The sequence below is a fragment of the Bacillus sp. BR3(2024) genome (assembly GCF_039134555.1).
Classification (GTDB): domain Bacteria; phylum Bacillota; class Bacilli; order Bacillales; family Bacillaceae_G; genus Bacillus_A; species Bacillus_A cereus.
Map to the genome: position 1 here is coordinate 5,063,705 of NZ_CP152433.1, position 23,500 is coordinate 5,087,204.

Genomic DNA, 23,500 nt, shown 5'->3' on the forward strand with positions numbered 1-23,500 from the left:
GCTACACCTCCACATCATACGGTTCATAGTCTTTTCTAAGCGGATATCCTACCCAATCATCTGGCATTAAAATACGCGTTAAATTCGGATGCCCTTTAAATACAATGCCGAGCAAATCGTATGCTTCTCGCTCCGGCCAGTCAGCTCCTTTCCAAAGCGCTGTCACAGATTCGACTTGCGGCGCTTCCCGGTCTAGCTTTATCTTCACCGCTACCGATTGTTTCTTGCCATATGAAAACAAATGAACATACACTTCCATATGTGTCACAAAATCCGTCGCATGTAGCTCTGACATATAATCAAAAGCAAGTCCCTCATGGAATCGCAGTGACTCCATCACTTCATAATACTTTTCGGGATCCACCACAAGAGTTGGCACATCCTTTGACAGTTTATTAATGTAGGAATCTACTAATGCACCCTCTCCTAACTTCTCCCTAATAGCCTCAACATACTGATTTAAATACGGCTGATTTACGGACGGTTCTTCCTGCTTCGGCTCATCCTCTTTCTTACCTTCAGCTCCCTTTGTCTTCGCTCTTGCAGCCGCTGCTGCTTTCGCTTTTGCCGCTGCAATTGCCTTTGCCTTTTCATCTCCCGAATCCCCATCACCTTGCGAGGCTTTCTGCTTCGCCAATGCTGCCGCTTTCGCCTTTGCCGCCGCCACCGCCTTTGCCTTGGCTTTCGCTTTTTCTTCTTCCGTTACTTCTTCGGTTCCTTCTCTTTTCTGCTTCGCTAATGCTGCCGCTTTTGCTTTTGCGGCTGCTGCCTTCGCCTTGGCTTTCGCTTTTTCTTCTTCCGTTACTTCTTCGGTTCCTTCTCTTTTCTGTTTCGCTAACGCTGCCGCTTTTGCCTTTGCAGCTGCTGCTGCCTTCGCCTTGGCTTTCACTTTTTCTTCTTCCGTTACTTCTTCGGTTCCTTCTCTTTTCTGTTTCGCTAACGCCGCCGCTTTTGCCTTTGCAGCTGCTGCTGCCTTCGCCTTGGCTTTCGCTTTTTCTTCTTCCGTTACTTCTTCGGTTCCTTCTCTTTTCTGTTTCGCTAACGCCGCCGCTTTTGCTTTTGCGGCTGCTGCCTTCGCCTTGGCTTTCGCTTTTTCTTCTTCTATAGTAATATCATCATTTTTTGGTAGCGCTTTCTCTTTTTCTTGATCTTCCTCCTCAAGTTCACTTATTTCCGCCTCGTGTTTCGCTACAAGGCGTTTTCTCGCTTCTTCTTTCGCACGCCTAGCTGCTTCTTTTTTCAGATCCTCTAAATCTTTATTTGGATTACTCATTTATTCGTCACCTGCTTTCCGGTCTTTGCCTCGTAACGAATTTTCTCTTTTAATTTATTAATTCCATAGATTAAAGCAGCTGGATTTGGGGGACAACCAGGAATATACACGTCAACTGGTACGATTTGGTCTACACCTTTCACAACAGCATATGAATTTACATACGGACCACCTGCTGTCGCACAAGATCCCATCGCAATAACCCATTTCGGTTCGGGCATTTGATCATATAAACGCCGAACAATAGGAGCCATCTTCTTCGTTACTGTTCCCGATACAATCATGACGTCCGATTGCCTTGGTGAAGTTCGAAAAAATGACCCAAATCGATCTAAATCGTAATGTGATGAGCCTACCCCCATCATTTCAATTGCACAGCATGCCAGTCCGAATGTCATCGGCCATAAAGAGTTGCTCCTCGCCCATCCTTTCAACTGTTCCAATGTAGAAAAAAAGATATTTCGTTCTAATTCTGCTCGCTCATTTGGATGTAATTCCTCAAAATTTATAACCATTGTAACACCTTCTTTTTCCAAGCATACGCTAATCCAACTAGCAACATTACAACAAAGATGAGCATTTCAATTAATGCAAATAAACCTAGCTTGTCATACGCAACAGCCCAAGGATATAAAAATAAAGTTTCTACATCAAAGATCACAAACAATAAAGCGAAAATATAATAACGAGCATGAAACCGAATATTTGCATCATGAAAAGGCTCAATTCCACTCTCATACGTCGTCGCCTTTGCTGCACTTGGTTTATTTGGGCGCAGCATCCTTCCTAATGTAAGAGCCACTACCGGCAGCAATATACCTAATAGCAAGAAAATCAAAACGATCATATAACTATTTTCATATACACTTGCCATTGTGAAACCCTCCCCCCTAAATTAAGAACAAGTTCACATAGTAAACAATATGTCCTAGTTGCAGTAATTATTATTTTTAAATTTTTCTAAATAATGCAACTATTCTAATCATTATAGCAAACTTCAAATTCCTATGTCGATATGTTGGGAGACAGAAACAAGAATTATTAAAATCTATCTTTACAACTTGCTATAATTGTGCAAAATAAATATAAAACTTATATATGCTTTTCAAGAAACCGTAGGTGATATAAATGAAAAAACAAACACATGTAAGTATTCTTATAAGCATTGTATTGCTGTCTATAACGCTTCACTATGTAGCAATGCCTTTTGTATATGAATACTCATTTCCTTTTCAGCTATTAATCGGAACGAGCACCCTATTAATTGATATTATCGCTTGTAGTTATATACTTTATTTTTCAAACATGAAAGAAGGGCTATCTCGTTTATTTTGGATCATATTATCTGTTGGAGCTCTCTCTTATTTTATCGGTGATATAGTCGTTGCCTATCAGCGTTTAATTGTAAAGGACTTCTATACGTTCGTTGATCCATCTGACTTTTTTTACTTACTTTTTTTAGTTAGCTTTACGTTTGCCTTTCTATACGAAATCATTTATAACCGAGATTTATTAGAAAAACTTTTTATGCTATGTGATATTTGTATTATCGTTACAGCCCAATTTACTTTAAGTTACTACTTACTTATTGAACGAACTATTCATATCTTTACAACATCCTATATCGACATATTTGTTCAACTTACCTATCCAATGGCTGATTTACTCTTTCTCTTAATAGGAATCAACCTTTTATTCAAACCACTATCCTTATTACCTAAAAAGATCGGTGCACTTCTTGGCAGTGCTTTAATTTTATATGCTACTACAGATGCGATTTATGCTTATATAAAATACTTCATACCAGAGTATTCTATGTTTACAGTTACGCCTTTCTATCAAGTAACCTTAGTACTAGTAGCAATCGCCTGTATTCTCCATACAAAAAAGCCTGAAAAACAAGAACAAGTACTACTAACACCTAAAATTGGCGAATCAATCCGATTATCATTACCGTATATTTCGGTAGTAATGCTTATTGTTTTTATATTAGTTGAATACGTTTTTGCGCCTATTATAGTAATCGGACTTATAATAACTTTTTCTTTCGTTCTCATACGTCATAGTTTAGTTCGAAAACAAAATAAAATATTATTGATCGCTCAAATGCAATTCAACTCAGAACTCGAGAAACAAATTAAACTACGTACAGAAGATTTAGTAGAACAGAAAAATGAACTCTATCATAATCAACAAATGTTTAAATCTTTATACGAGCATCATCCCGATCCAATTTTCACATTAGATTTGTACGGTAATTTTCTCAAAGTAAATAACGCTGGTACTACTTTACTCGGTTATCAAACGAATGAATTATTAAACCAGCCTTACTACTCACTCATATACGAAGAAGATTTAGAAGAAATGATTAACGCCTTTCATCGCGTGAAAAAGGGATATTCTATTTCTTTAGAAATACGGGCTTACCATAAAAACAGAGATATTTACTACTTGCACGTTACCGCCGTACCGATCTTTTTAAAGGAGAAAATTTCTGGGGTTTATTTAATGATTAAAGATATTACGGAAAGCAAACAACAACAAGAACAAATCAACTTCCTAGCATACCATGATACTTTAACAGAGCTTGCAAATCGTCGTGCATTTCATCAACATTTAGAACAGGCAATTGCGCGAGCAAAAATATCGAAAAAGCCTTTTGCTGTTATGTTTCTCGACCTAGACCGTTTTAAGGTTATTAATGATACCCTCGGTCATCGAGTAGGAGACCTATTACTCATCGCAGTAGCAAAAAGGCTCGAAAGAATAGCAACATCAAATATGAAACTCGCGCGGCTAGCTGGGGATGAGTTCACAATCCTTATCGAGAATTACAAAAAAAAGCCAGATGTCCAAAAAATAGCTGATAGGATTGTAGCGGCCATGAATGAGCCATTTGAAATCGAAAATCAACATTTACAAATCTCACCGAGTATCGGAATTGCAATATATCCTGAAGCAGGTGAAGATGCGCTATCCATTTTGCAGCATGCTGATATGGCCATGTACGAAGCAAAGAATAAAGGAAAAAACGGTAGCTCTCTTTACACGAAAGAACTATATAAAAAAATGGAACGAAAAGCTCGAATTGAAAAAGATTTGCCAATCGCTTTAGTAAACAAAGAATTTTATCTCGTTTATCAACCACAAATTGATACGACAACAAATAAAATTATCGGTGCTGAAGCTTTAATACGTTGGAAACACCCACTATTAGGTGACATTTCACCATGTGAGTTTATTCCAATTGTAGAAGAGACGCCACAAGTAGTCCCACTTGGACATTGGGTATTACAAGAAGCTTGTCTCCAATTAAAAATATGGCATACCTTTGGCTACCAAAATTTAAAAATAAGTGTTAATTTATCCGCAAAAGAATTCCGGCAAGATCAATTAATCGAAAACATTTCACAAATATTAAACGACGTGCAAGTCGATCCAAAATATGTAACACTTGAGTTAACAGAAAGAATTGCAATGATTGACGAGAAAGAAACATTATTGAGACTGAAGCAATTAAAAGAGTACGGTATCCAAACTTCCATTGATGACTTCGGTACTGGGTATTCTTCTCTTGCTTATTTATCAATTTTTCCAATCGACACATTAAAAGTACCGAGAGAATTTACACAATTAGCTGATCATCGTCCTGAAGAACGAGCCATCGTTTCTACAATACTTTCCCTCGCAAATACTTTAAATCTTTCAGTCGTTGCCGAAGGAATTGAAACCGAAAAACAACTTAAGTTTCTGCAAAAACATAACTGTAAATATATGCAAGGTTACTATTTCAGTAAACCACTTACTAGTAATCAATTTATAAAATTTCTACAAAAAACCCCCAGTATGAACAAATAATTCATACTGGGGGTTTTATAGTGCTAAATTTTTTTCTCATAATATTCTTCTGCAATCTCTTCGTAAAAAGCTGCAGATGTCGTATAGAAATATGGAATTAACCATAAGAATCCAATCCCTAACGTAATACAACTTAATATAAACCAGCCAATAAAACTTAAACATAAAATGAAATACTCCATCTTATGTCCATCCATCATACGACGACTTTCTGTAATAGCTTGGTTCAGTGAATACTCAGGATGATCGTTTATAATAAAGTATGTCATCGCATAAGAAAATGATTTAATAATACCTGGAATAATGAACAATAACGTCCATAAGAAAAGATAAAGATTTACTAATAAATATAATAAAAATGATTTTAGAAATCTCTTTCCCTCTGAAAACCAAATAAATACATTACCAATACTAGCTTGCTTTTCACGAAGGATATTTAAACCAAGGTAATATCCACCTAAAGTTAACGGTCCAGTAACAAAAAATGAAAGAATATTCGTTGAAAGTGAACCATTTGTTTTTTGCCAACCGAAAATTAAAGAAAATCCCCAATCAACACTAAAACTAAAAGCCGTGATAAGAATTGAAATGAGTAGTGTAGCTCCAACAGCTAATCCCCATTTCCCTTCTAATGAATCTAGTGCTTCTCCTTTTAAATCACTAATCATGCGTAGCCTCGCCTCCTATACACAATAATTCTATTAGTATAGCATGTTCCTATTGAAATTCACCTTTTGAAATGTAGCGATAAAAGTGTGCTGTCGTCGTACTCATATACGGACTAAGCCAAAGAAATCCTATTCCAAAAGTAAGCAGCGCTAAAATAGCCCATCCTATGAAGCTCAGCCATAAAAGAAACAAATCTAACTTATGACCCTTCATAAGATTCTTACTTTCCTTCATCGCCTGCGAAACACTATATTCTGGATTTTCAATCATCACATAGTACGTCAGTGCATAAGAAAAATACATCACAATCATACCAACAATTGAAATTGCTAATAGTACGAAGAAAGCTATTGCAAATGACGTATTCCCTTCTTCACCTAACAATGCAAATAAGCCTATTAACAGCATCGGAATCCATGTACCTGTATATAACAAAATCGCAAGCATTGCCCACATTGTTTTCATCATTCTTTTAAAGCCACGAAATCCTTCGAATAAGTAATCTACTTTAGCATCTTCTCGTTTACTAATCTGTAAAAATACATTTGTATAACCATATGACGTAATCCCATACGATGCGTTACTCAAAATTATCATAATGCAATAAAAAATTCCAAAGGTAATACCTGCTCCAATTGACATCGTTTCCTCTTCAAATGATCCAGTTAAGCCTGCAACTGAGAGAAATATAATAATTCCTGGAATTAACAGTATAAGCATTGCAGCCATCGAAACGACATAACTTAAAATAAAATATAAAATTGTTGATCCAACACCTAGTCCCCATTTTCCCTTTAAAGAGTACAATGCTTCTCGCTTCATTTCACCAATCATTGATCCATCCCCTTTATGAAATATAAATTGTTGTACACTTCTACTTATACAAGCATCAATATAATTATACCATTTTTGTAAAATTATCCATAAAATACACACAAAAAAATCCGTAAAGGCAAAGCCCTTACGGATTTTTTTACTTCATATCGGAAACGTTTAAACGGTTCACGGCACGTTGTAATGCCATTTCTGCACGTTTAAAGTCAACATGTGCTTGTTTATCTTGCAGACGTTGCTCAGCGCGACGCTTCGCTTCATTTGCGCGATGGATATCGATATGGTTTGCTTCTTCAGCAGATGATGATAATACAGTCACTTTATCTGGACGAACTTCGATAAAGCCACCGCTTACTGCTACATAATCAGTGTGTCCACCATTTTTCAGACGAACTGCACTAATTTTTAATGGTGCAACAGTTGGAATGTGACCTGGTAAGATCCCCATTTCCCCACTCTCTGCTTTTACACTTACCATTTCTACTTCTTTTTCGTAAACCGGTCCATCAGGAGTTACAATACTGACTGGAAATGTCTTCATACTTCGTCCCTCCTAAGGCCTTACGCCATCATTTTCTTCGCGTTTTCAATAACTTCTTCAATGCCACCTACTAAGCGGAATGCATCTTCTGGAAGGTCATCATATTTTCCTTCTAGAATTTCTTTGAAACCACTAACTGTATTCTTTACAGGTACGTAAGAACCTTTTTGACCTGTAAACTGCTCAGCTACGTGGAAGTTTTGAGATAAGAAGAATTGAATACGACGAGCACGATGTACAACTAACTTATCTTCTTCAGATAACTCATCCATACCTAAGATAGCGATGATATCTTGAAGTTCTTTATAACGTTGTAAAGTTTGCTGTACTTGACGAGCTACTTCATAATGCTCTTCTCCTACGATTTCTGGAGAAAGTGCACGAGATGTAGATGCTAATGGATCTACGGCTGGGTAAATACCCATTTGCGTTAAACGACGCTCTAAGTTTGTTGTTGCATCTAAGTGAGCGAACGTTGTAGCTGGTGCTGGGTCAGTATAGTCATCGGCTGGTACATATACCGCTTGGATAGACGTGATAGACCCTTTATTTGTAGATGTAATACGCTCTTGTAATTGACCCATTTCTGTTGCAAGTGTCGGTTGGTAACCTACCGCAGATGGCATACGACCAAGAAGGGCAGATACTTCAGAACCCGCTTGCGTGAAACGGAAGATGTTATCGATGAACAGAAGTACGTCTTGTCCTTGCTCATCACGGAAATGCTCAGCCATTGTTAAACCTGTTAATGCAACACGTTGACGTGCTCCAGGTGGCTCGTTCATTTGTCCGAATACCATCGCAGTTTTCTTGATTACGCCAGAATCGCTCATTTCGTGGTATAAGTCATTACCCTCACGAGTACGCTCACCTACACCAGCGAATACAGAGATACCACCATGCTCTTGTGCGATGTTATTGATTAATTCCTGAATTAATACTGTTTTACCTACGCCGGCACCACCGAATAGGCCGATCTTACCACCCTTAATGTAAGGAGCAAGTAAGTCTACTACTTTAATACCAGTTTCAAGAATTTCTACTTTAGTAGATAATTCTTCGAATGCAGGTGCTTGACGGTGAATTGGATCACGGTGTACATCCGCAGGAAGTTCACCATCTAAGTCAATTGCATCACCTAATACGTTGAATACACGTCCAAGTGTTGCATCACCAACTGGTACAGAGATTGCTTTACCAGTATCTTCTACTTCTGTGCCACGAACAAGTCCATCTGTGGAAGACATCGCAACTGTACGAACTGTATCATCACCTAAATGAAGTGCAACTTCAAATGTTAAGTTCATGCTTCCGTTTTCGTTGCTTTGTTTTACCGTAAGGGCATTGTAGATTTCTGGTAGCTTTCCGCCATCAAACTTAACGTCTACAACCGGACCCATGATTTGCGTAACGCGCCCTTTATTCATCGGGTTCCCTCCTAGCTTTCTTTTAATTAGCTACCTCTATCAGAGAAGTTAGCTTTTAATTTTTTATTAGTTTAGCTTACGCGACTCTCCTGAAAGAGCCGCTTCCGCTTTTTATTGAATCTATCTCCAGCGGTTAGAATGTTCGGTGGCTTCGCTTTTTCCTACGAGGCACAAATCGCCTCTACGTCAAAAGCTCCATCCCCCTCTCATTCTGAACGAACCGCTTCCGCTTTTTAATACTATTCTAACGCTGCTGCTCCACCAACGATTTCCGTAATTTCTTGCGTAATCGCTGCCTGACGCGCACGGTTGAATGAAAGTGTAAGTGAATCGATAACTTCCATTGCGTTGTCTGTAGCACTCTTCATTGCTGTCATACGCGCTGCGTGCTCACTTGCTTTACCGTCTAGTAATGCACCGTACACTAAGCTTTCTGCGTATTGTGGCAATAGTACTTTTAAAATTTCTTCTTCAGAAGGTTCGAATTCATAAGCTGTCGTCGGTTTGTCAGACGCCACACCAGTAAGCGGTAAAATTTTATTTTCCGTTACCTCTTGTGAAATTTTACTTACGTAATGGTTGTAGTAAATGTACAGCTCATCATAAGCACCATCTGCGAACATCGCAATTGCTCGAGAAGCAAGGTCTTTAATATCAGTAAATGATGGGTGGTCAGATAATCCAACTACTTCATCAATAATGTTAAAGCCGCGACGTTTTAAATAATCACGTCCTAGTCGTCCAAGCACAATAATAGAATATTGGTTTGAATCCATATTATGACGTTCACGAATTACGTTACTTACTGTACGTAATACGTTACTGTTATAACCACCTGCTAGTCCGCGATCAGACGTAATAACGATGTATCCTGTACGCTTTACAGGACGCGCATTTAGCATTGGATGATTAATCCCTTTGCTTCCTTGCGCAATGCTCGCTACTACTTCTTGAATCTTTTCCATATACGGAACGAAAGATTTAGCATTTTGCTCTGCACGGTTTAACTTAGATGCAGATACCATCTCCATCGCTTTCGTAATTTGACTCGTTTTCTTTGTCGAGTTAATCTTCGCTTTTATATCGCGTAAAGATGCCACAGGTTTTCACCACCTTTTTTCCGGAAGTTGGCACGATTAGTAAGAATCCTCTTCCTAATCTACGTTGCAAGATATTCTTGCTCATGATTGAAGGAAAAGAATAGGTGCACCTACTCTTTTCCTTTACATGACCTTTAGCAATCTCAGAGCCCGAGATGCCTTTTATATATACTATCTAGCTCCAGCGGCTTGAACGAGCCGCTTCCGCTTTTATTATTCAGAAGCTACGAATACTTTTTTAAATCCATTGATTGCTGCTGCAAATTTGTCGTCATCCGCAAGTTTCTTAGTTGTGCGGATTTCTTCTAATAAGTCAGTCGCATTAGAATCTAACCAAGCATGGAATTCTTCTTCAAAACGAGTGATATCTACTACTGGGATATCATCTAGGAATCCACGTGTTAAAGCGTAAAGAATGATAACTTGTTTCTCTACACGTAACGGTTTGTGTAATCCTTGTTTTAATACCTCAACAGTACGAGCACCACGGTTTAATTTCGCTTGAGTTGCTTTATCAAGGTCAGAACCGAACTGAGCGAACGCTTCTAACTCACGGTAAGATGCAAGGTCAAGACGAAGTGTACCTGATACTTTACTCATTGCTTTAATCTGAGCAGATCCACCTACACGAGATACAGAAGTACCCGCATCGATCGCTGGACGTACGCCAGAGAAGAATAGGTCAGATTGTAAGAAGATTTGTCCATCCGTAATAGAAATTACGTTTGTTGGGATGTATGCTGATACGTCCCCTGCTTGTGTTTCGATGAAAGGTAGTGCAGTTAAAGAACCGCCGCCTTTTGCATCACTTAATTTTGCTGCACGCTCTAATAAGCGAGAATGTAAGTAGAATACATCCCCTGGGTAAGCTTCACGACCTGGAGGACGACGTAATAGTAATGACAGCTCACGGTAAGCCGCTGCTTGTTTTGATAAGTCATCATATACTACTAATACGTGTTTACCATTGTACATGAACTCTTCACCCATTGTTACACCAGCATAAGGAGCTAGGTATAATAATGGAGCTGGCTGAGAAGCAGATGCAGTTACAACGATTGTGTATTCTAATGCACCGTGCTTACGTAGTGTTTCTACTACGTTACGTACAGTTGATTCTTTTTGTCCAATTGCTACGTAGATACAAATCATGTCTTCATCTTTTTGGTTAATGATTGTATCAAGTGCAACTGCTGTTTTACCAGTTTGACGGTCACCAATGATTAACTCACGTTGACCACGGCCAATTGGTACAAGAGCATCGATCGCTTTAATACCTGTTTGAAGTGGCTCATGAACAGATTTACGATCCATTACACCTGGTGCTGGACTTTCGATTGGACGAGTGTTTGTTGTATTGATTGGGCCTAAACCATCAACTGGTTGACCTAATGGGTTTACAACACGACCAATTAGTTCTTTTCCTACTGGTACTTGCATGATGCGACCAGTACGACGAACTTCGTCACCTTCACGGATTTCTGTGTAAGGTCCTAAAATGATAATACCTACGTTGTTTTCCTCTAAGTTTTGTGCTAGTCCCATAACGCCGTTAGAGAACTCTACAAGTTCACCAGCCATAACGTTATCAAGACCATGAGCACGCGCGATACCGTCACCAACTTGGATAACTGTACCAACATCACTAACTTCGATTTCAGACTGATAGTTCTCGATTTGTTGCTTTATCAGTGCGCTAATTTCTTCAGCTCTGATGCTCATGTGCTTCACCCCTATCTATTCTTCATTAATTCACGCTGAATACGTGCTAATTTTCCTTGTAAACTTCCGTCATAAATGCGATTTCCAATACGTACTTTAATTCCGCCTAGTAAATCTTCATCTACAACATTTTTCACGCGAATTGCATCTTTTCCCGTTCTCTTTGCAAATGCTTCAGCAATGTTAAGCTTCTCTTCTTCTGATAGAAGACGAGTAGAATATACAGTTGCATCCGCTACGTTACGTTCTTCATTAGCAAGAACAACATATTCATCTGCAATTTCAGGTAAGATATCAATGCGTTTGTTATCAATTAAAATATATAACGTATTTAAAATAGATTCAGAAACAGATCCGAATACGTTTGCAAGAAACGTTTTCTTTTGTTCCTTTGAAATGTTCGGTTGCGTTAAAAAGCTATGTAGTTCTCCGTTCTTTACATAAACGTTTTGTACAAGGCGTAATTCCTCTTCAAACATTTCTAATACGTGTTTTTCTTTTGCAATTTTAAAAAGAGCGACAGCATAACGTTTTGCTACAATCCCATTGCTCATCGCGCTTCTCCTACTTCTTTAATATAATCGCGAATTAACTTCACTTGATCTTCTTCTTTTAATTCTTTTTCAATTACTTTAGAAGCAATTTGAACAGATAAAGAAGCGACTTGTTCTTGTAAAGCAGCAATTGCTTGCTCTTTTTCGCGTTGAATTTCTTGTACAGCAGATGCTTTAATTGATTCTGCTTCTTCTTTCGCAGCAGCAACAATAACATCCTTTTGATCTACAGCTTGCTTTTTCGCTCTTTCGATTAACTCTTGTGCTTCAACACGCGATTGTTTTAACATCTCACGTTGTTCTTCTACTAATTTCTTCGCTTCAGCATTATTTCTTTCTGCAGCGTCGATTTCATTAGCAACGTGCTCTTCACGTTCTTTCATAATTCCCATTAAAGGACCCCACGCAAATTTGCGTAGCATTACTAATAGAAGTAAGAAAATGAACAATGTATAAGCAATCGTTCCAAATGGAATGGAAGCTCCTAATAATAAAGTTGGCACAAGGATTCACTCCCTTCAAAATATCTAAATTGATCATATGAAAAAAAAAGACATACGTTTCGTTCATAAAGCAATGGCGAAGAAAGTTCGGAAAAACACTCTTCGCCATCTATGTAAGGGGAGTCTCCCTTATTTGTTCATTACGATGAATGCAATAACTACACCGATGATTGGAAGTGCCTCAACTAAAGCAACCCCGATGAACATAATTGTTTGAAGTGCGCCTTTTAATTCTGGTTGACGAGCAACACCTTCGATTGTACGTGATACGATAAGACCGTTACCAATACCTGCACCTAATGCTGATAAACCAATTGCAATTGCAGCTGCGATTACACCTAAACTCATTTAATTTGTCCTCCTTTGTATTATAAAAAAATAAATTTTTTCTTACTTAAATTATATTAATGGTCATGGCTTACTTTATGAGCCATATAAACCATCGTTAACATAACGAAAATAAATGCTTGGATTGATCCAACGAATACACTGAATCCCATCCATGCTAACATTGGTACAAGCGCACCTAATGCCCCAAGGACTGATGCTCCGCCCAACTTAGCAAGTAATCCTAATAAGATCTCACCTGCATAAATGTTACCAAATAAACGAAGACCTAACGTTAATGTGTTAGCAAACTCCTCAATAACCTTTAATGGGAATAAGAATTTCATAGGTTGGAAATAACCTTTTACGTACTCTTTCGTACCCTTCATCTTAATTCCATAATAATGGGTGAGGGTAACTACCATCACGGCTAATGTTAATGTAACTGCTGGATCAGACGTTGGTGATCTCCACCATGCAATATGTTCGCCAGCTTCAGTTGCTGAATACATGAATGGTAAACCAAGGAAGTTCGATACGATGATAAACATGATAAGCGTAACGCCAAGCGTTAAGAAACGTCCACCTGTTTTCCAGTCCATCGTACTATTGATAATCCCTTTCACGAAGTCAAACACCCATTCCATGAAGTTTTGCATCCCGGTTGGGCGCAGAGCTAAGCTGCGAGTTCCGATAACAGCGATTAAGAAAACAATAACTGCTGCTACAGTAACCATCATAACTGATGACAAATCGAACGTTAAACCTAGAAATTCAACTAATTTACCGTGTTCCACTAGTAATTCACCTCTCTTCCCTGCTCTTATACTCTAAATAAAGAAAATCTATGATCATGACAAGGTATCCTGTCAGCAATCCTACACCTAGGCCCCACATCGCGATTAACTCTTGATATTTGGCTGCAAATAAAATTAATAACCCAATCGTGGCGAATCTTGAATATGTACTTACCGCTGTTGCCTTGAACTTCACGTTTTCTCCATTTGTTACGCGATCTAGCAGCTTGTCTGTTCTACGTGCAATGATGCGCAAACTAAGAAAACTGAAAATCGTACCGATAATCAGTCCAAGAAATACATCCTTGTAAGAGGTAAATCCCCATCCTAGCACTAGAAGCGCAAGCAAGTAGTACATATATTTCTTTTGTCTTTGGACAAGTCCATGTACGTCTATCATCATTGCTCTCCCGAATAGTAATGTCGAATGAGTCGAATCATTGCGTATACCCCTGTTCCTAGTCCGAGTAATAACCCTATAATAAGAAACAACGGAAACGTTCCAACCTTATTATCAATCCACTGCCCACCAAAGATTCCAACAAGAATAGAACCGACTAATTGAGCAAGAATACCTGACATTAAAGCATAAGCTTTTATATGGCTGCGATCGTTTTTTTGCAAGGATTCATCCCTCCAATATGTAACCCTCATTCACGATGTGTTAATAATAACTCATTTTTTTGCATAAATCCTATACAAAACAAAAAGTTTACATTTTCGTCACGGAATAGATGTAATTTTGTCACTGAAAGCCCTACCATCTATCCCCGTTGTTAGCATACAATAGGGTATTAACAGTGTCAACGAGAAATCGTAAAAAATCTAAAAATTTGAGTATTAGGCATTTCCTCCCAAAAATGAAAACGTTCCCCTTCTAAATACTGGTTACATATATGCAATTTCTAACAGTTTTCTCTTTATAATAGAAGGAAATGTTCACAAGTTTGTCACTATTATATTTTCGAGATATAACGCTTTTCTTCCATAATATAGTGTTCCTCAGACGTAAGACTTCTATATTATATGTGAGGTGTATGCAACTTATGTTGTATATACGATGTATATTTATCCTCTCCCCCTCCCCTACTTGCTTACAGCAAAAAAGACGAGCTGGGGAATCTCCCCTGCTCGTCAGTTGTCTTACTTCGTTCCGAATAAACGGTCACCAGCATCACCAAGACCTGGTACTACATATCCGTGGTCATTTAATTTCTCATCTAATGCTGCTACATAAATATCAACATCAGGATGTTCTTCTTGTACTACTTTTACCCCTTCTGGAGCTGCAACGATACACATTAATTTAATTTGTTTCGCACCGCGCTTTTTCAGAGAGTTAATTGCTTCAGCCGCAGAACCACCTGTTGCTAGCATCGGATCTAGTACGATAAAGTCACGCTCTTCTACATCCGTTGGAAGTTTCACATAGTATTCTACCGGTTGCAATGTTTTAGGGTCACGGTATAAACCAACGTGTCCTACTTTTGCTGCTGGAATTAATTTCAGAATTCCATCAACCATTCCTAAACCTGCACGTAAAATCGGAATTAAACCAAGTTTTTTACCAGCGATCACTTTTGTTGTCGCTTTGCTTACAGGTGTTTCAATTTCAATGTCCTTAAGTGGAAGGTCGCGAGTAATTTCGAAAGCCATTAAGCTTGCTACTTCGTCCACTAATTCACGAAAATCTTTCGTACCTGTATTCTTATCGCGAATATATGTAATCTTATGTTGAATTAACGGGTGATCAAATACATACAGTTTTCCCATGTGAATCTCTCCTTTAGATGATATTCATGCGTTTGCACGCTTTTTTACACTATTTACGATTGTAAAGAAAACGCTACTAATATTCAAGGGCAAATTTGGCAAAATCATGATTTTACAATGAATCTATCTAGTATCTTTACCAATTATGGGAGCTGTATCCTTCATTATATCGCCAAAATTTATTCATCATTTGTATACATACTTTAAAAATAATATATGTCCAAAAAAAAGACCGCCAAAACAATTAAGTCTCGGCAGTCTTCTTCAATCTATTATAGATTTGGATACATTGGGAATTTGCTAGTTAACGCTTCTACACGCTTACGTGCTTCTTCTAATGCAGCTTCATTTTCATGATTTTTTAATGTATAAGCAATAAGTGACGCAATTTCATCCATTTCTTCTAAACCAAAACCACGAGATGTTACAGCTGCTGTACCGATACGTACACCACTTGTTACAAATGGGCTTGCTGTTTCAAATGGAATTGTATTTTTGTTCACTGTAATACCAACTTCATCTAATACGTGCTCTGCTACTTTACCTGTGATTTCTAAGTTACGAACATCAATCAAGATTAAGTGATTGTCTGTTCCGCCAGAAACAAGTGTAAGTCCTTCTTTTTGAAGACCTTCAGCTAAGCGGTTCGCATTGTTAATGATATTTTGTGCATATGTTTTGAAATCATCTTGAAGTGCTTCACCAAATGCAACAGCTTTTGCAGCGATTACGTGCATAAGTGGACCACCTTGAATACCAGGGAAGATTGATTTATCAATTTGTTTTGCAAATTGCTCTTCACATAAAATCATACCACCACGCGGACCACGTAACGTTTTATGTGTTGTCGTTGTAACGAAATGTGCATGTGGTACTGGATTTGGATGTAAACCAGCAGCTACTAAACCTGCGATATGTGCCATATCAACCATTAAATAAGCGCCCACTTCATCTGCAATCTCACGGAATCGCTTGAAATCGATAACACGAGGGTATGCACTTGCACCTGCAACGATTAATTTTGGTTTATGTTCTTTCGCTTTTGCTAATACATCATCGTAATTAATACGGTGAGAGTCAGCATCCACGCCATATTCTACGAAATTATATTGTACTCCACTGAAGTTAACAGGGCTTCCGTGTGTTAAGTGACCACCATGAGATAAGTTCATACCAAGTACTGTATCGCCTTGCTCTAAAATCGTGAAGTATACTGCCATGTTCGCTTGTGCACCAGAGTGTGGTTGAACATTTACGTGCTCTGCGCCGAAAATTTCTTTCACGCGATCACGTGCGATATCTTCTACTACGTCTACGTGTTCACAGCCACCATAGTAACGTTTTCCAGGATATCCTTCAGCATACTTATTCGTTAAAACAGAACCTTGTGCCTCCATTACTGCTTCACTTACGAAGTTTTCCGAAGCAATTAACTCAATCTTTGAACGCTGTCTTCCTAGTTCTGCCTCAATTGCAGCAAATACCTTTTCATCTTGACGTTTTAAATGATCCACCAAAATCCCCCTTTTCTGAACGAATTACATCGATTCCCAACAGTTTTTTCTTATTTATTCAGAAAAAACGAAAATTCAGGTTGTAATTCTTTCGAACCTTCATGTTTTCAACTACATTCTAACATGACTTTCTATATCATAAAAGAAAAAAAAGACCGAAAATCAGTCTTTTCTTTCTTCTATTATAAAGTCAGACAACATACCTTTTATCTTATGATAAACAGGTACTATATGACTTCCTAATTTCTCATATTTAACGGCAAGTGGTAGTCTCTTCCACTGCCGCATAGACAGCACGTGCTCCACCAATTAGTTTTCCACGTGTTTTGGCCATCGTTACATGCGCACTTCCAATTTCCTTCACACTTGTACGAACCGGAACAGCTACATGCTTTAAATGCATACCGATAAATGTATCACCAATATCCATTCCTGCATCAGCTTTAATAAACTCAACTACTACCGGATCTTTCAAATTGTGATACGCGTATGTCCCCAATGCACCACCTGCTGATCTAACAGGCGTAACTGTTACAATTTCAAATTGATATTTTATCGCTACTTCTCTCTCAACTACTAAAGCACGGTTTAAATGCTCACAACATTGAAACGCTAATTCAATACCTGTTTGCTCTTGAAATTGTTTTAACTCAGAGAAAATCGCCTCTGCTACTTCCATCGTTCCTGATGTTCCAATTCTTTCGCCTAGCACTTCGCTCGTGCTACAACCCACTACAAAAATTTGACCGCTTTGTAATGAAGCTTGTTCTTGGAAATCAGAAAGCGACATTTGTAGCTGTTCTCTTACCTTTACGATTTCTGTCATTACGCCTCTTCCTTTCACAGGTTGGTTCACCAAATTATATTTCACACTACTGATAGTTAGAATCTATTACTTTGTTTCGTATGTTTTAATTTTTCCTACGCGGTTTTCGTGACGACCACCTTCATAATCAGTTGTTAACCAGATTTTCGCGATATCACGCGCTAGGCCAGCACCAATTACACGCTCGCCCATTGCTAGCATGTTAGTGTCATTATGCTCTCTCGTCGCTTTCGCGCTGAAAGTATCATGAACTAACGCACAACGGATACCATTTACTTTGTTTGCTGCGATTGACATACCAATGCCTGTCCCACAAACTAAAATACCACGATCTACTTCACCATTCGCTACCATTTCAGCTGCTGGAAACGCAAAGTCAGGGTAATCAACAGAACCAGCTTCACATTCACAACCTAAATCAATATATTCAATATTTAACTCTTCTAATAAACTTACAAGTTCTTTGCGGATATTCATACCGCCGTGATCAGATGCTATTACTACTTTCATTTTTACCCCTCCAAAGTTTCAATCAATTATCTTCATTTCACACTCGCTACCTCATATAGGAAGAAGTGATCTCCAATATCGTATTATACACGAAACATCAACCTACTGAATGTTTTTTCAGTAAAGTTTGTACAAGTTTTTCCATCTCATCTAACGTTTCTTTATAAATAGAAAGCGAGCCTCCAAATGGATCTGAAATGTCCTTGCCTATACCTTCAGTTAATCCATATAACGTATTTAATTTCTTTTCAACGCTCGGATAATGCCCAAGTACAATTTGCTTATGGTTTTCTGTCATCGTTACGACAATATCAGCCCAATCAAGCAAAGTTTCATTTACTTGCTGCGCCGCATGATCAATTGAAATTCCTTTTTCATCTAAAGCTTCCTTCGCATGTACCGATGCATCGCTCCCAGGATAGGCGAAAACACCAGCAGATTGCACTTCAAACTTATCTCCTCCGTGATGACGAAGCAACGCCTCAGCCATTGGACTACGACATGTATTGCCAGTACAAACAAATAACACTCGTTTCATTCAAACCCACCCCTATATTCAATTTCTTATCATTCATCATAACTTACATTAGAATAGAACAAAAGAAATGTAAATATACAAAAGGCGCATTTCTCTTATATTTTTTCTAAGAAAAATGCGCCTTATCCACATATATGTGAAACCCTATTTCCAAGTGCCTAGAGTATTTTAACATACATACTGAACACGCAACAAAAATAAGGAATCCATTTCATACGAAACGGATTCCTCTTATATTGCAATTATTTCATTGTAACTTTCATTACTTCTGTTGAACCTTTTGTAGCTGCTACGCCTACAGTTGTCTTAATAGACTCAGCTGCATCTGTGTTTGTAATAACAATTGGAGTAATTGTGCTTTTCGCTTTTTCACGGATTAATTCTAAGTCGAATGAGATTAATTTATCTCCAGCTTTTACAGCTTGGCCTTCAGAAACGTGAGCTTCGAAACCTTCACCTTCCATTTTTACAGTTTCTAATCCAACGTGGATTAAAATTTCTGTACCGTTTTTCGCTTTAATTCCGATAGCATGTTTTGTGTGGAATAATTGTACGATTTCACCATCAACTGGAGATACAACTACACCTTCAGTAGGATCAATTGCAACACCGTCACCCATCATACGACCAGCAAATACTGGATCTGGTACTTCTTCAATATTTTTCACTGCTCCAGTTAATGGAGCTACGATTGTTTCTTCATTTGTTTTTGAACCAAGACCGAATAATTTTTTAAACATAGGATAGTCCTCCTTATAATTTACCTAAAAGTTTATAGGGCAATCCCTAGTAAAACTCGGGATACATGTAAGACTTCATACTTCGAATATTATACTGTAAAAACGCTTTCGAAATAAATTATGTCATTACTAATAGACTCTTATTGTAGCGCTTCACAAAATTCCAGTCAATTCTGATTGTCTGAATAACAATTAGAAGTTAACTTCTATTTATATTTTCTCTTTTTTTGCCCAACTTGTCTAGAGGTCTTTACTACATTTTATTTTTTGTTGTTAATTTGTAAAATTTAATTCAAACTTTTTTCAAAATCCACTTGACTATAGTAAGTAACTATTTTATTATTACTTACGTAAGGTAAGTTAATAACTTTTAGGAGGTTTTTAAAATGATGGATTTCGGTCTACTTATTATTCGTCTTATTATAGGAATTACATTCATGGGTCATGGCGCTCAAAAATTATTTGGTTGGTTCGGCGGTTACGGTTTAAAAGGAACAGGTGGCTGGATGGAGTCAATCGGTTTACGTCCTGGTGTATTTATGGCATTTATGGCTGGCGCAACTGAATTACTAGGTGGTTTCTTATTCGCATCAGGTATTTTCATTGTAGTTGGTTCATTATTTATCGTTGGAACAATGTTAATGGCTATCTTCACTGTTCACGGAAAAAATGGTTACTGGGTAACACAAAACGGATATGAATATAACTTAATGTTAATCGCTGTCGCTGTTGGTGTAGCTTTAATCGGACCTGGCGCATACGTTTTACTTTAATTTTTATCTCAAATTTGAGATTCTTGAAAAAGAACTTACTTCATTACAATTGAAGTAAGTTCTTTTTATGAAACAAAATATTATTTCCAGCAGGATTTTCTCATCGTTATCTTGTAAACAAACAATAAGTATTCATATTTAGAAAGGGGATTACAAGCATGTTATCCATTAATCCAAATGAACAAACTGAAAAAGATAATTACAAATTACTTACCGGAAGTATCATCCCTCGTCCTGTCGCATTCGTTACTTCTGTAACAAAAGAAGGTGTACTAAACGGAGCACCATATAGTTATTTCAATATTGTCGCTGCTAATCCACCACTTATCTCAGTATCTGTACAACGAAAAGCAGGAGAAAGAAAGGACACTTCCCGAAACGCAATTGAAAAAGGAGAATTTGTCGTACATATTTCTGACGAATCATATGTAGCAGCAATTAACGAAACAGCAGCTAACCTCCCGCCAAATGAAAGTGAAATTGAACTAGCAAAACTAACACCAATCGAAAGTGAAGTCATCTCTGTTCCAGGTGTAAAAGAAGCAAATATTCGAATGGAATGCGTATTAGAACGTGCAATTCCACTTGGCGGAACGGAAGACTCACCAGCTTGTGATCTACTAATTGGACGCGTCGTTCGTTTCCACGTTGCCGAACATCTATATGAAAAAGGGCGCATTCACGCCGAAGGACTCAAACCAATAAGCCGCCTAGCAGGACACAACTATGCAAAATTAGGAGAACAATTTGAATTAGTTAGGCCAGTTTAAAAGTGGAAGTGGCCCGTTTAGCTCTGACCAGCTAAGGTTCTCTCGCACAAAAGGTGCTTTTTACCTTTCGTGCGGGAGGTTCTTAGATGCGAAGAGCTGGCCACTGGAACTGGATAATATCTAAAAGCGGAGGCAGCTAGATTCCTCCCATCACTCAAATATAAAATCCCCTGCTTTTTAGCAGGGGATTTTATCATTGTAATTCTTCCTTCTTTTCCTCTAAAGTAGGCATTTTCTCTTTTTTCGGCTTCCCTAGCTTAATTACGAAGAAGTATAGGGAAAGCAATGTAATAAGAAAAACAATTAAAAACGGGTACGGAGAGTAAAAGGCACGCGCCGCCTCAGTCTTTCCCGCAACAAATTTCAATGACTCAATATCTAAAAACTCAGCAAACATTTGTACACCGAGCATACTAAACCAAAAAACAAAAAAACTAATAATAATACCAAAAACTTGCTTCAATCTCGTCATTCATCTCATCCTTTCTATATCTGTAATTTTTAGCGTAATAAATATAGTACAAACAAAATATTCACAGAAAGGAACTATCTCACCATTCACGAATTAACTTAATCCAACCTAACATCGAAATTTGCAAAATAATACCCCAAATTATAAGTCTTCTTAGCCATCGAGGAAAGAAGGTTAAAAACTTAACATACCATTCCAATAGCTTGTTCATAATTCCCTCCTACATAAAATTATATAGGAAAAAGGATATATAATCCAAACCCAACCAAAATGATACCACCTACTATCTCACCGTATGTACCGAGCATATCTTTCGCATGTCTCCCAATTAATAAACCAATCCACGCTAATAACATGCTAACAAATCCAAAAAGTAAAATCGTAATAATTGTCTGTGCCCCATAAATACCAAGACTAAGCCCTACTGAGAAACTATCTATACTGACGCCAAATGCAAATACGAATAAACTAATTCCAATAGGGGCAGTTCTAGTCTCTTCATTTTGTAAAATGGTCGAATATACGATATAAAACCCTAGTCCGATTAATAAAATAGCACCCGCAAAATGTGCGATATCTCCATATTTCTCTGATAAAAAACGACCTAGTACCATTCCTATAAACGGCATAATAATATGAAATATCCCTATCGTCATACCAATATACAGGATTTGTCTTAACTTTAGGGGCATCATCCCCATACCAAGACTCACCGAGAACGCATCCATCCCTAAGGCGAATGCCATAATTATTAAAGGTATTAGCTGTTCAAACGTCATTCATGCCCCTCCTTGGACGTGCTACTTCACAATATGCTTATCCAAGGAGAAATATTCTGTTTGCTAATCTTACCTTATCATTCAATAATAATATGATGTCCTGCCGCTTTCGTTAAACGATTCATAATTGCATTCCCTATTCCTTCATTAGGGAATGACTCACTAAAAATAACATCCACTTCACTTGCATCAAATGTTCTAAGTACATCATATAATTTAGTCGCAACGCTAGCTAAGTCACTTCTAACACCACAAGATAATATAACATCTGCACTATATACATGCTGATACTCTTCTGTCGTTAATACGCCTACTTTAAATCCTTCTTTCTTTTTCTCATCCACAAGATGCTGAATAAACTCACGTGAGCCCTCGACAATACTAAGTGGTGCTTTCGGCGCATAATGTGTGTATTTCATTCCAGGCGATTTCGGTTTTTCCTTCTCATCCTTTAAAGCTGGATCTAAAGAAACAGTACCTATCACCGCTTCTAATTGTTCTTTCGTAATCCCACCTGGACGTAATATTGTTGGAACCGTGCTTGTACAATCAATTACAGTTGATTCAACGCCTACTCCAGTTGCACCACCATCAACAATACCTGCAATCTTCCCATTCAAATCTTCATATACGTGAGAAGCTAATGTTGGACTTGGACGCCCTGAACGATTCGCACTTGGTGCCGCAACAGGTACATTCGCCTCTTCAATAAGAGCAAGTGCAATTGGATGATCAGGCATTCTTACTCCAACCGTATTAAGTCCTGCCGTCACCTTCTCTGAAATTCCTTCTTTTCTCGGCAAAATAATTGTTAATGGTCCTGGCCAAAAATGTGCCATTAACTTCTCTGCAACTGGTGGAATTTCTTTCACAATCCCATCTAACTGAGATTTTGTACCTATGTGGACAATGAGTGGATTATCACTCGGTCTTCCTTTCGCTTCGAAAATTTTCGCGATTGCTTCATCATCCATCGCGTTTGCCCCTAACCCATATACTGTTTCCGTAGGGAAAGCAACCGCCTCATTTTCTCTTAATAATTTTGCTGCTTCTTGTAACTGTGGATAATATTTTTTTCTTTCCACAACATTATCCACAACCCACATATTTGTATGCATTTTTTTCCACGTCCTTTTCTAGCCTTAAATACTTGTCTATTTTTAGTTTACTATGAGATTTATCCAAAAGACAAACAAGGTT

General features: G+C 37.9%; 29 protein-coding genes. 3 read left to right on the plus strand and 26 right to left on the minus strand.

Going from position 1 to position 23,500, the window contains the following annotated elements:
• Nucleotide 1: 1 nt before the first annotated feature.
• Genes V7S45_RS26150 through nuoA form a run of 3 tightly spaced genes read right to left on the minus strand, consistent with a single transcriptional unit; the run spans nt 2 to nt 2,147 of the window.
• Complete coding sequence (locus V7S45_RS26150; RefSeq protein WP_342761590.1) at nt 2–1,273, minus strand: NADH-quinone oxidoreductase subunit C; 1,272 nt, start codon at nt 1,271–1,273, stop codon at nt 2–4.
• A complete protein-coding gene (gene nuoB, locus V7S45_RS26155; protein ID WP_000236331.1) occupies nt 1,270–1,788 on the minus strand; it encodes an NADH-quinone oxidoreductase subunit NuoB in 519 nt (172 codons plus the stop codon). Before nuoB ends, V7S45_RS26150 begins: the two co-directional genes overlap by 4 nt.
• Entirely contained in the window at nt 1,779–2,147 is a 369-nt protein-coding gene (gene nuoA, locus V7S45_RS26160) for an NADH-quinone oxidoreductase subunit NuoA (RefSeq protein ID WP_000179273.1), read from the minus strand. Before nuoA ends, nuoB begins: the two co-directional genes overlap by 10 nt.
• A gap of 254 nt (nt 2,148–2,401) precedes the next feature.
• Here nuoA and V7S45_RS26165 point away from each other — a divergent pair, with 254 nt between their 5' ends.
• Nucleotides 2,402–5,131 carry an EAL domain-containing protein gene (locus V7S45_RS26165; RefSeq protein WP_025688647.1) on the plus strand — a complete coding sequence of 910 codons (2,730 nt, stop codon included), beginning with the start codon at nt 2,402–2,404 and terminating at the stop codon, nt 5,129–5,131.
• A gap of 23 nt (nt 5,132–5,154) precedes the next feature.
• On the opposite strand, the gene V7S45_RS26170 is transcribed toward V7S45_RS26165, so the two are convergent.
• The 19 genes from V7S45_RS26170 to V7S45_RS26260 all read right to left on the minus strand — a co-directional run bounded on the left by V7S45_RS26170 (nt 5,155) and on the right by V7S45_RS26260 (nt 19,506).
• A complete protein-coding gene (locus V7S45_RS26170) occupies nt 5,155–5,799 on the minus strand; it encodes a DUF975 family protein (protein WP_000622462.1) in 645 nt (214 codons plus the stop codon).
• Nucleotides 5,800–5,848: 49 nt separating this feature from the next.
• Nucleotides 5,849–6,634: a DUF975 family protein gene (locus V7S45_RS26175; RefSeq protein WP_000578827.1), complete on the minus strand. Its 786-nt coding sequence runs from the start codon at nt 6,632–6,634 to the stop codon at nt 5,849–5,851.
• A gap of 139 nt (nt 6,635–6,773) precedes the next feature.
• A complete protein-coding gene (gene atpC, locus V7S45_RS26180; protein ID WP_000847211.1) occupies nt 6,774–7,175 on the minus strand; it encodes a F0F1 ATP synthase subunit epsilon in 402 nt (133 codons plus the stop codon).
• Between the two features lie 20 nt (nt 7,176–7,195).
• A complete protein-coding gene (atpD, locus tag V7S45_RS26185) occupies nt 7,196–8,602 on the minus strand; it encodes a F0F1 ATP synthase subunit beta (protein ID WP_001032595.1) in 1,407 nt (468 codons plus the stop codon).
• A 239-nt stretch (nt 8,603–8,841) separates the two neighbouring features.
• Nucleotides 8,842–9,702 (minus strand): F0F1 ATP synthase subunit gamma, encoded by an 861-nt coding sequence (atpG, locus tag V7S45_RS26190; protein WP_342761591.1) that lies wholly within the window; start codon nt 9,700–9,702, stop codon nt 8,842–8,844.
• 213 nt (nt 9,703–9,915) lie between these two features.
• On the minus strand, nt 9,916–11,424 hold the full coding sequence (atpA, locus tag V7S45_RS26195; RefSeq protein WP_000027518.1) for a F0F1 ATP synthase subunit alpha: 1,509 nt from the start codon (nt 11,422–11,424) through the stop codon (nt 9,916–9,918).
• Nucleotides 11,425–11,435: 11 nt separating this feature from the next.
• On the minus strand, nt 11,436–11,978 hold the full coding sequence (atpH, locus tag V7S45_RS26200; protein ID WP_000064683.1) for a F0F1 ATP synthase subunit delta: 543 nt from the start codon (nt 11,976–11,978) through the stop codon (nt 11,436–11,438).
• Nucleotides 11,975–12,481, minus strand: a complete 507-nt coding sequence (gene atpF, locus V7S45_RS26205) for a F0F1 ATP synthase subunit B (RefSeq protein WP_001142624.1) — start codon at nt 12,479–12,481, stop codon at nt 11,975–11,977. Before atpF ends, atpH begins: the two co-directional genes overlap by 4 nt.
• A gap of 129 nt (nt 12,482–12,610) precedes the next feature.
• The gene (gene atpE / locus V7S45_RS26210; RefSeq protein ID WP_000052064.1) at nt 12,611–12,829 is read right to left on the minus strand and encodes a F0F1 ATP synthase subunit C; all 219 of its coding nucleotides are present in this window, start codon (nt 12,827–12,829) and stop codon (nt 12,611–12,613) included.
• A 56-nt stretch (nt 12,830–12,885) separates the two neighbouring features.
• Nucleotides 12,886–13,605 (minus strand): F0F1 ATP synthase subunit A, encoded by a 720-nt coding sequence (gene atpB / locus V7S45_RS26215; protein ID WP_000399871.1) that lies wholly within the window; start codon nt 13,603–13,605, stop codon nt 12,886–12,888.
• A gap of 7 nt (nt 13,606–13,612) precedes the next feature.
• Nucleotides 13,613–14,005, minus strand: a complete 393-nt coding sequence (locus V7S45_RS26220; protein WP_000567600.1) for an ATP synthase subunit I — start codon at nt 14,003–14,005, stop codon at nt 13,613–13,615.
• On the minus strand, nt 14,005–14,229 hold the full coding sequence (locus V7S45_RS26225) for an AtpZ/AtpI family protein (RefSeq protein ID WP_001171223.1): 225 nt from the start codon (nt 14,227–14,229) through the stop codon (nt 14,005–14,007). Before V7S45_RS26225 ends, V7S45_RS26220 begins: the two co-directional genes overlap by 1 nt.
• Nucleotides 14,230–14,255: 26 nt before the next feature.
• Entirely contained in the window at nt 14,256–14,369 is a 114-nt protein-coding gene (locus V7S45_RS26230; protein ID WP_000232962.1) for a DUF4024 domain-containing protein, read from the minus strand.
• Nucleotides 14,370–14,748: 379 nt separating this feature from the next.
• Complete coding sequence (gene upp, locus V7S45_RS26235; RefSeq protein WP_000517539.1) at nt 14,749–15,378, minus strand: uracil phosphoribosyltransferase; 630 nt, start codon at nt 15,376–15,378, stop codon at nt 14,749–14,751.
• Between the two features lie 272 nt (nt 15,379–15,650).
• On the minus strand, nt 15,651–16,892 hold the full coding sequence (gene glyA, locus V7S45_RS26240; protein WP_000349805.1) for a serine hydroxymethyltransferase: 1,242 nt from the start codon (nt 16,890–16,892) through the stop codon (nt 15,651–15,653).
• 253 nt (nt 16,893–17,145) lie between these two features.
• Nucleotides 17,146–17,718, minus strand: coding sequence for a TIGR01440 family protein (locus V7S45_RS26245; RefSeq protein WP_000136379.1), 573 nt, complete (start codon nt 17,716–17,718; stop codon nt 17,146–17,148).
• A 66-nt stretch (nt 17,719–17,784) separates the two neighbouring features.
• Nucleotides 17,785–18,228 (minus strand): ribose 5-phosphate isomerase B, encoded by a 444-nt coding sequence (gene rpiB / locus V7S45_RS26250; protein WP_000869542.1) that lies wholly within the window; start codon nt 18,226–18,228, stop codon nt 17,785–17,787.
• Nucleotides 18,229–18,325: 97 nt separating this feature from the next.
• Nucleotides 18,326–18,766 (minus strand): low molecular weight protein arginine phosphatase, encoded by a 441-nt coding sequence (locus V7S45_RS26255; protein ID WP_025688631.1) that lies wholly within the window; start codon nt 18,764–18,766, stop codon nt 18,326–18,328.
• Between the two features lie 242 nt (nt 18,767–19,008).
• A complete protein-coding gene (locus V7S45_RS26260; protein WP_000473665.1) occupies nt 19,009–19,506 on the minus strand; it encodes a PTS glucose transporter subunit IIA in 498 nt (165 codons plus the stop codon).
• A gap of 386 nt (nt 19,507–19,892) precedes the next feature.
• Here V7S45_RS26260 and V7S45_RS26265 point away from each other — a divergent pair, with 386 nt between their 5' ends.
• Entirely contained in the window at nt 19,893–20,279 is a 387-nt protein-coding gene (locus tag V7S45_RS26265; RefSeq protein ID WP_000968616.1) for a DoxX family protein, read from the plus strand.
• Nucleotides 20,280–20,437: 158 nt separating this feature from the next.
• Complete coding sequence (locus V7S45_RS26270) at nt 20,438–21,049, plus strand: flavin reductase family protein (protein WP_000949055.1); 612 nt, start codon at nt 20,438–20,440, stop codon at nt 21,047–21,049.
• Between the two features lie 193 nt (nt 21,050–21,242).
• Here V7S45_RS26270 and V7S45_RS26275 read toward each other — a convergent pair whose 3' ends face one another.
• The 4 genes from V7S45_RS26275 to V7S45_RS26290 form a co-directional block, all read right to left on the minus strand.
• Complete coding sequence (locus tag V7S45_RS26275) at nt 21,243–21,521, minus strand: DUF3935 domain-containing protein (RefSeq protein WP_000197472.1); 279 nt, start codon at nt 21,519–21,521, stop codon at nt 21,243–21,245.
• A gap of 79 nt (nt 21,522–21,600) precedes the next feature.
• On the minus strand, nt 21,601–21,732 hold the full coding sequence (locus V7S45_RS26280; RefSeq protein WP_001037634.1) for a hypothetical protein: 132 nt from the start codon (nt 21,730–21,732) through the stop codon (nt 21,601–21,603).
• Nucleotides 21,733–21,751: 19 nt separating this feature from the next.
• The gene (locus V7S45_RS26285; protein WP_000142475.1) at nt 21,752–22,300 is read right to left on the minus strand and encodes a manganese efflux pump MntP family protein; all 549 of its coding nucleotides are present in this window, start codon (nt 22,298–22,300) and stop codon (nt 21,752–21,754) included.
• A 77-nt stretch (nt 22,301–22,377) separates the two neighbouring features.
• On the minus strand, nt 22,378–23,418 hold the full coding sequence (locus V7S45_RS26290; protein ID WP_000557353.1) for an L-threonylcarbamoyladenylate synthase: 1,041 nt from the start codon (nt 23,416–23,418) through the stop codon (nt 22,378–22,380).
• Nucleotides 23,419–23,500 lie beyond the last annotated feature (82 nt).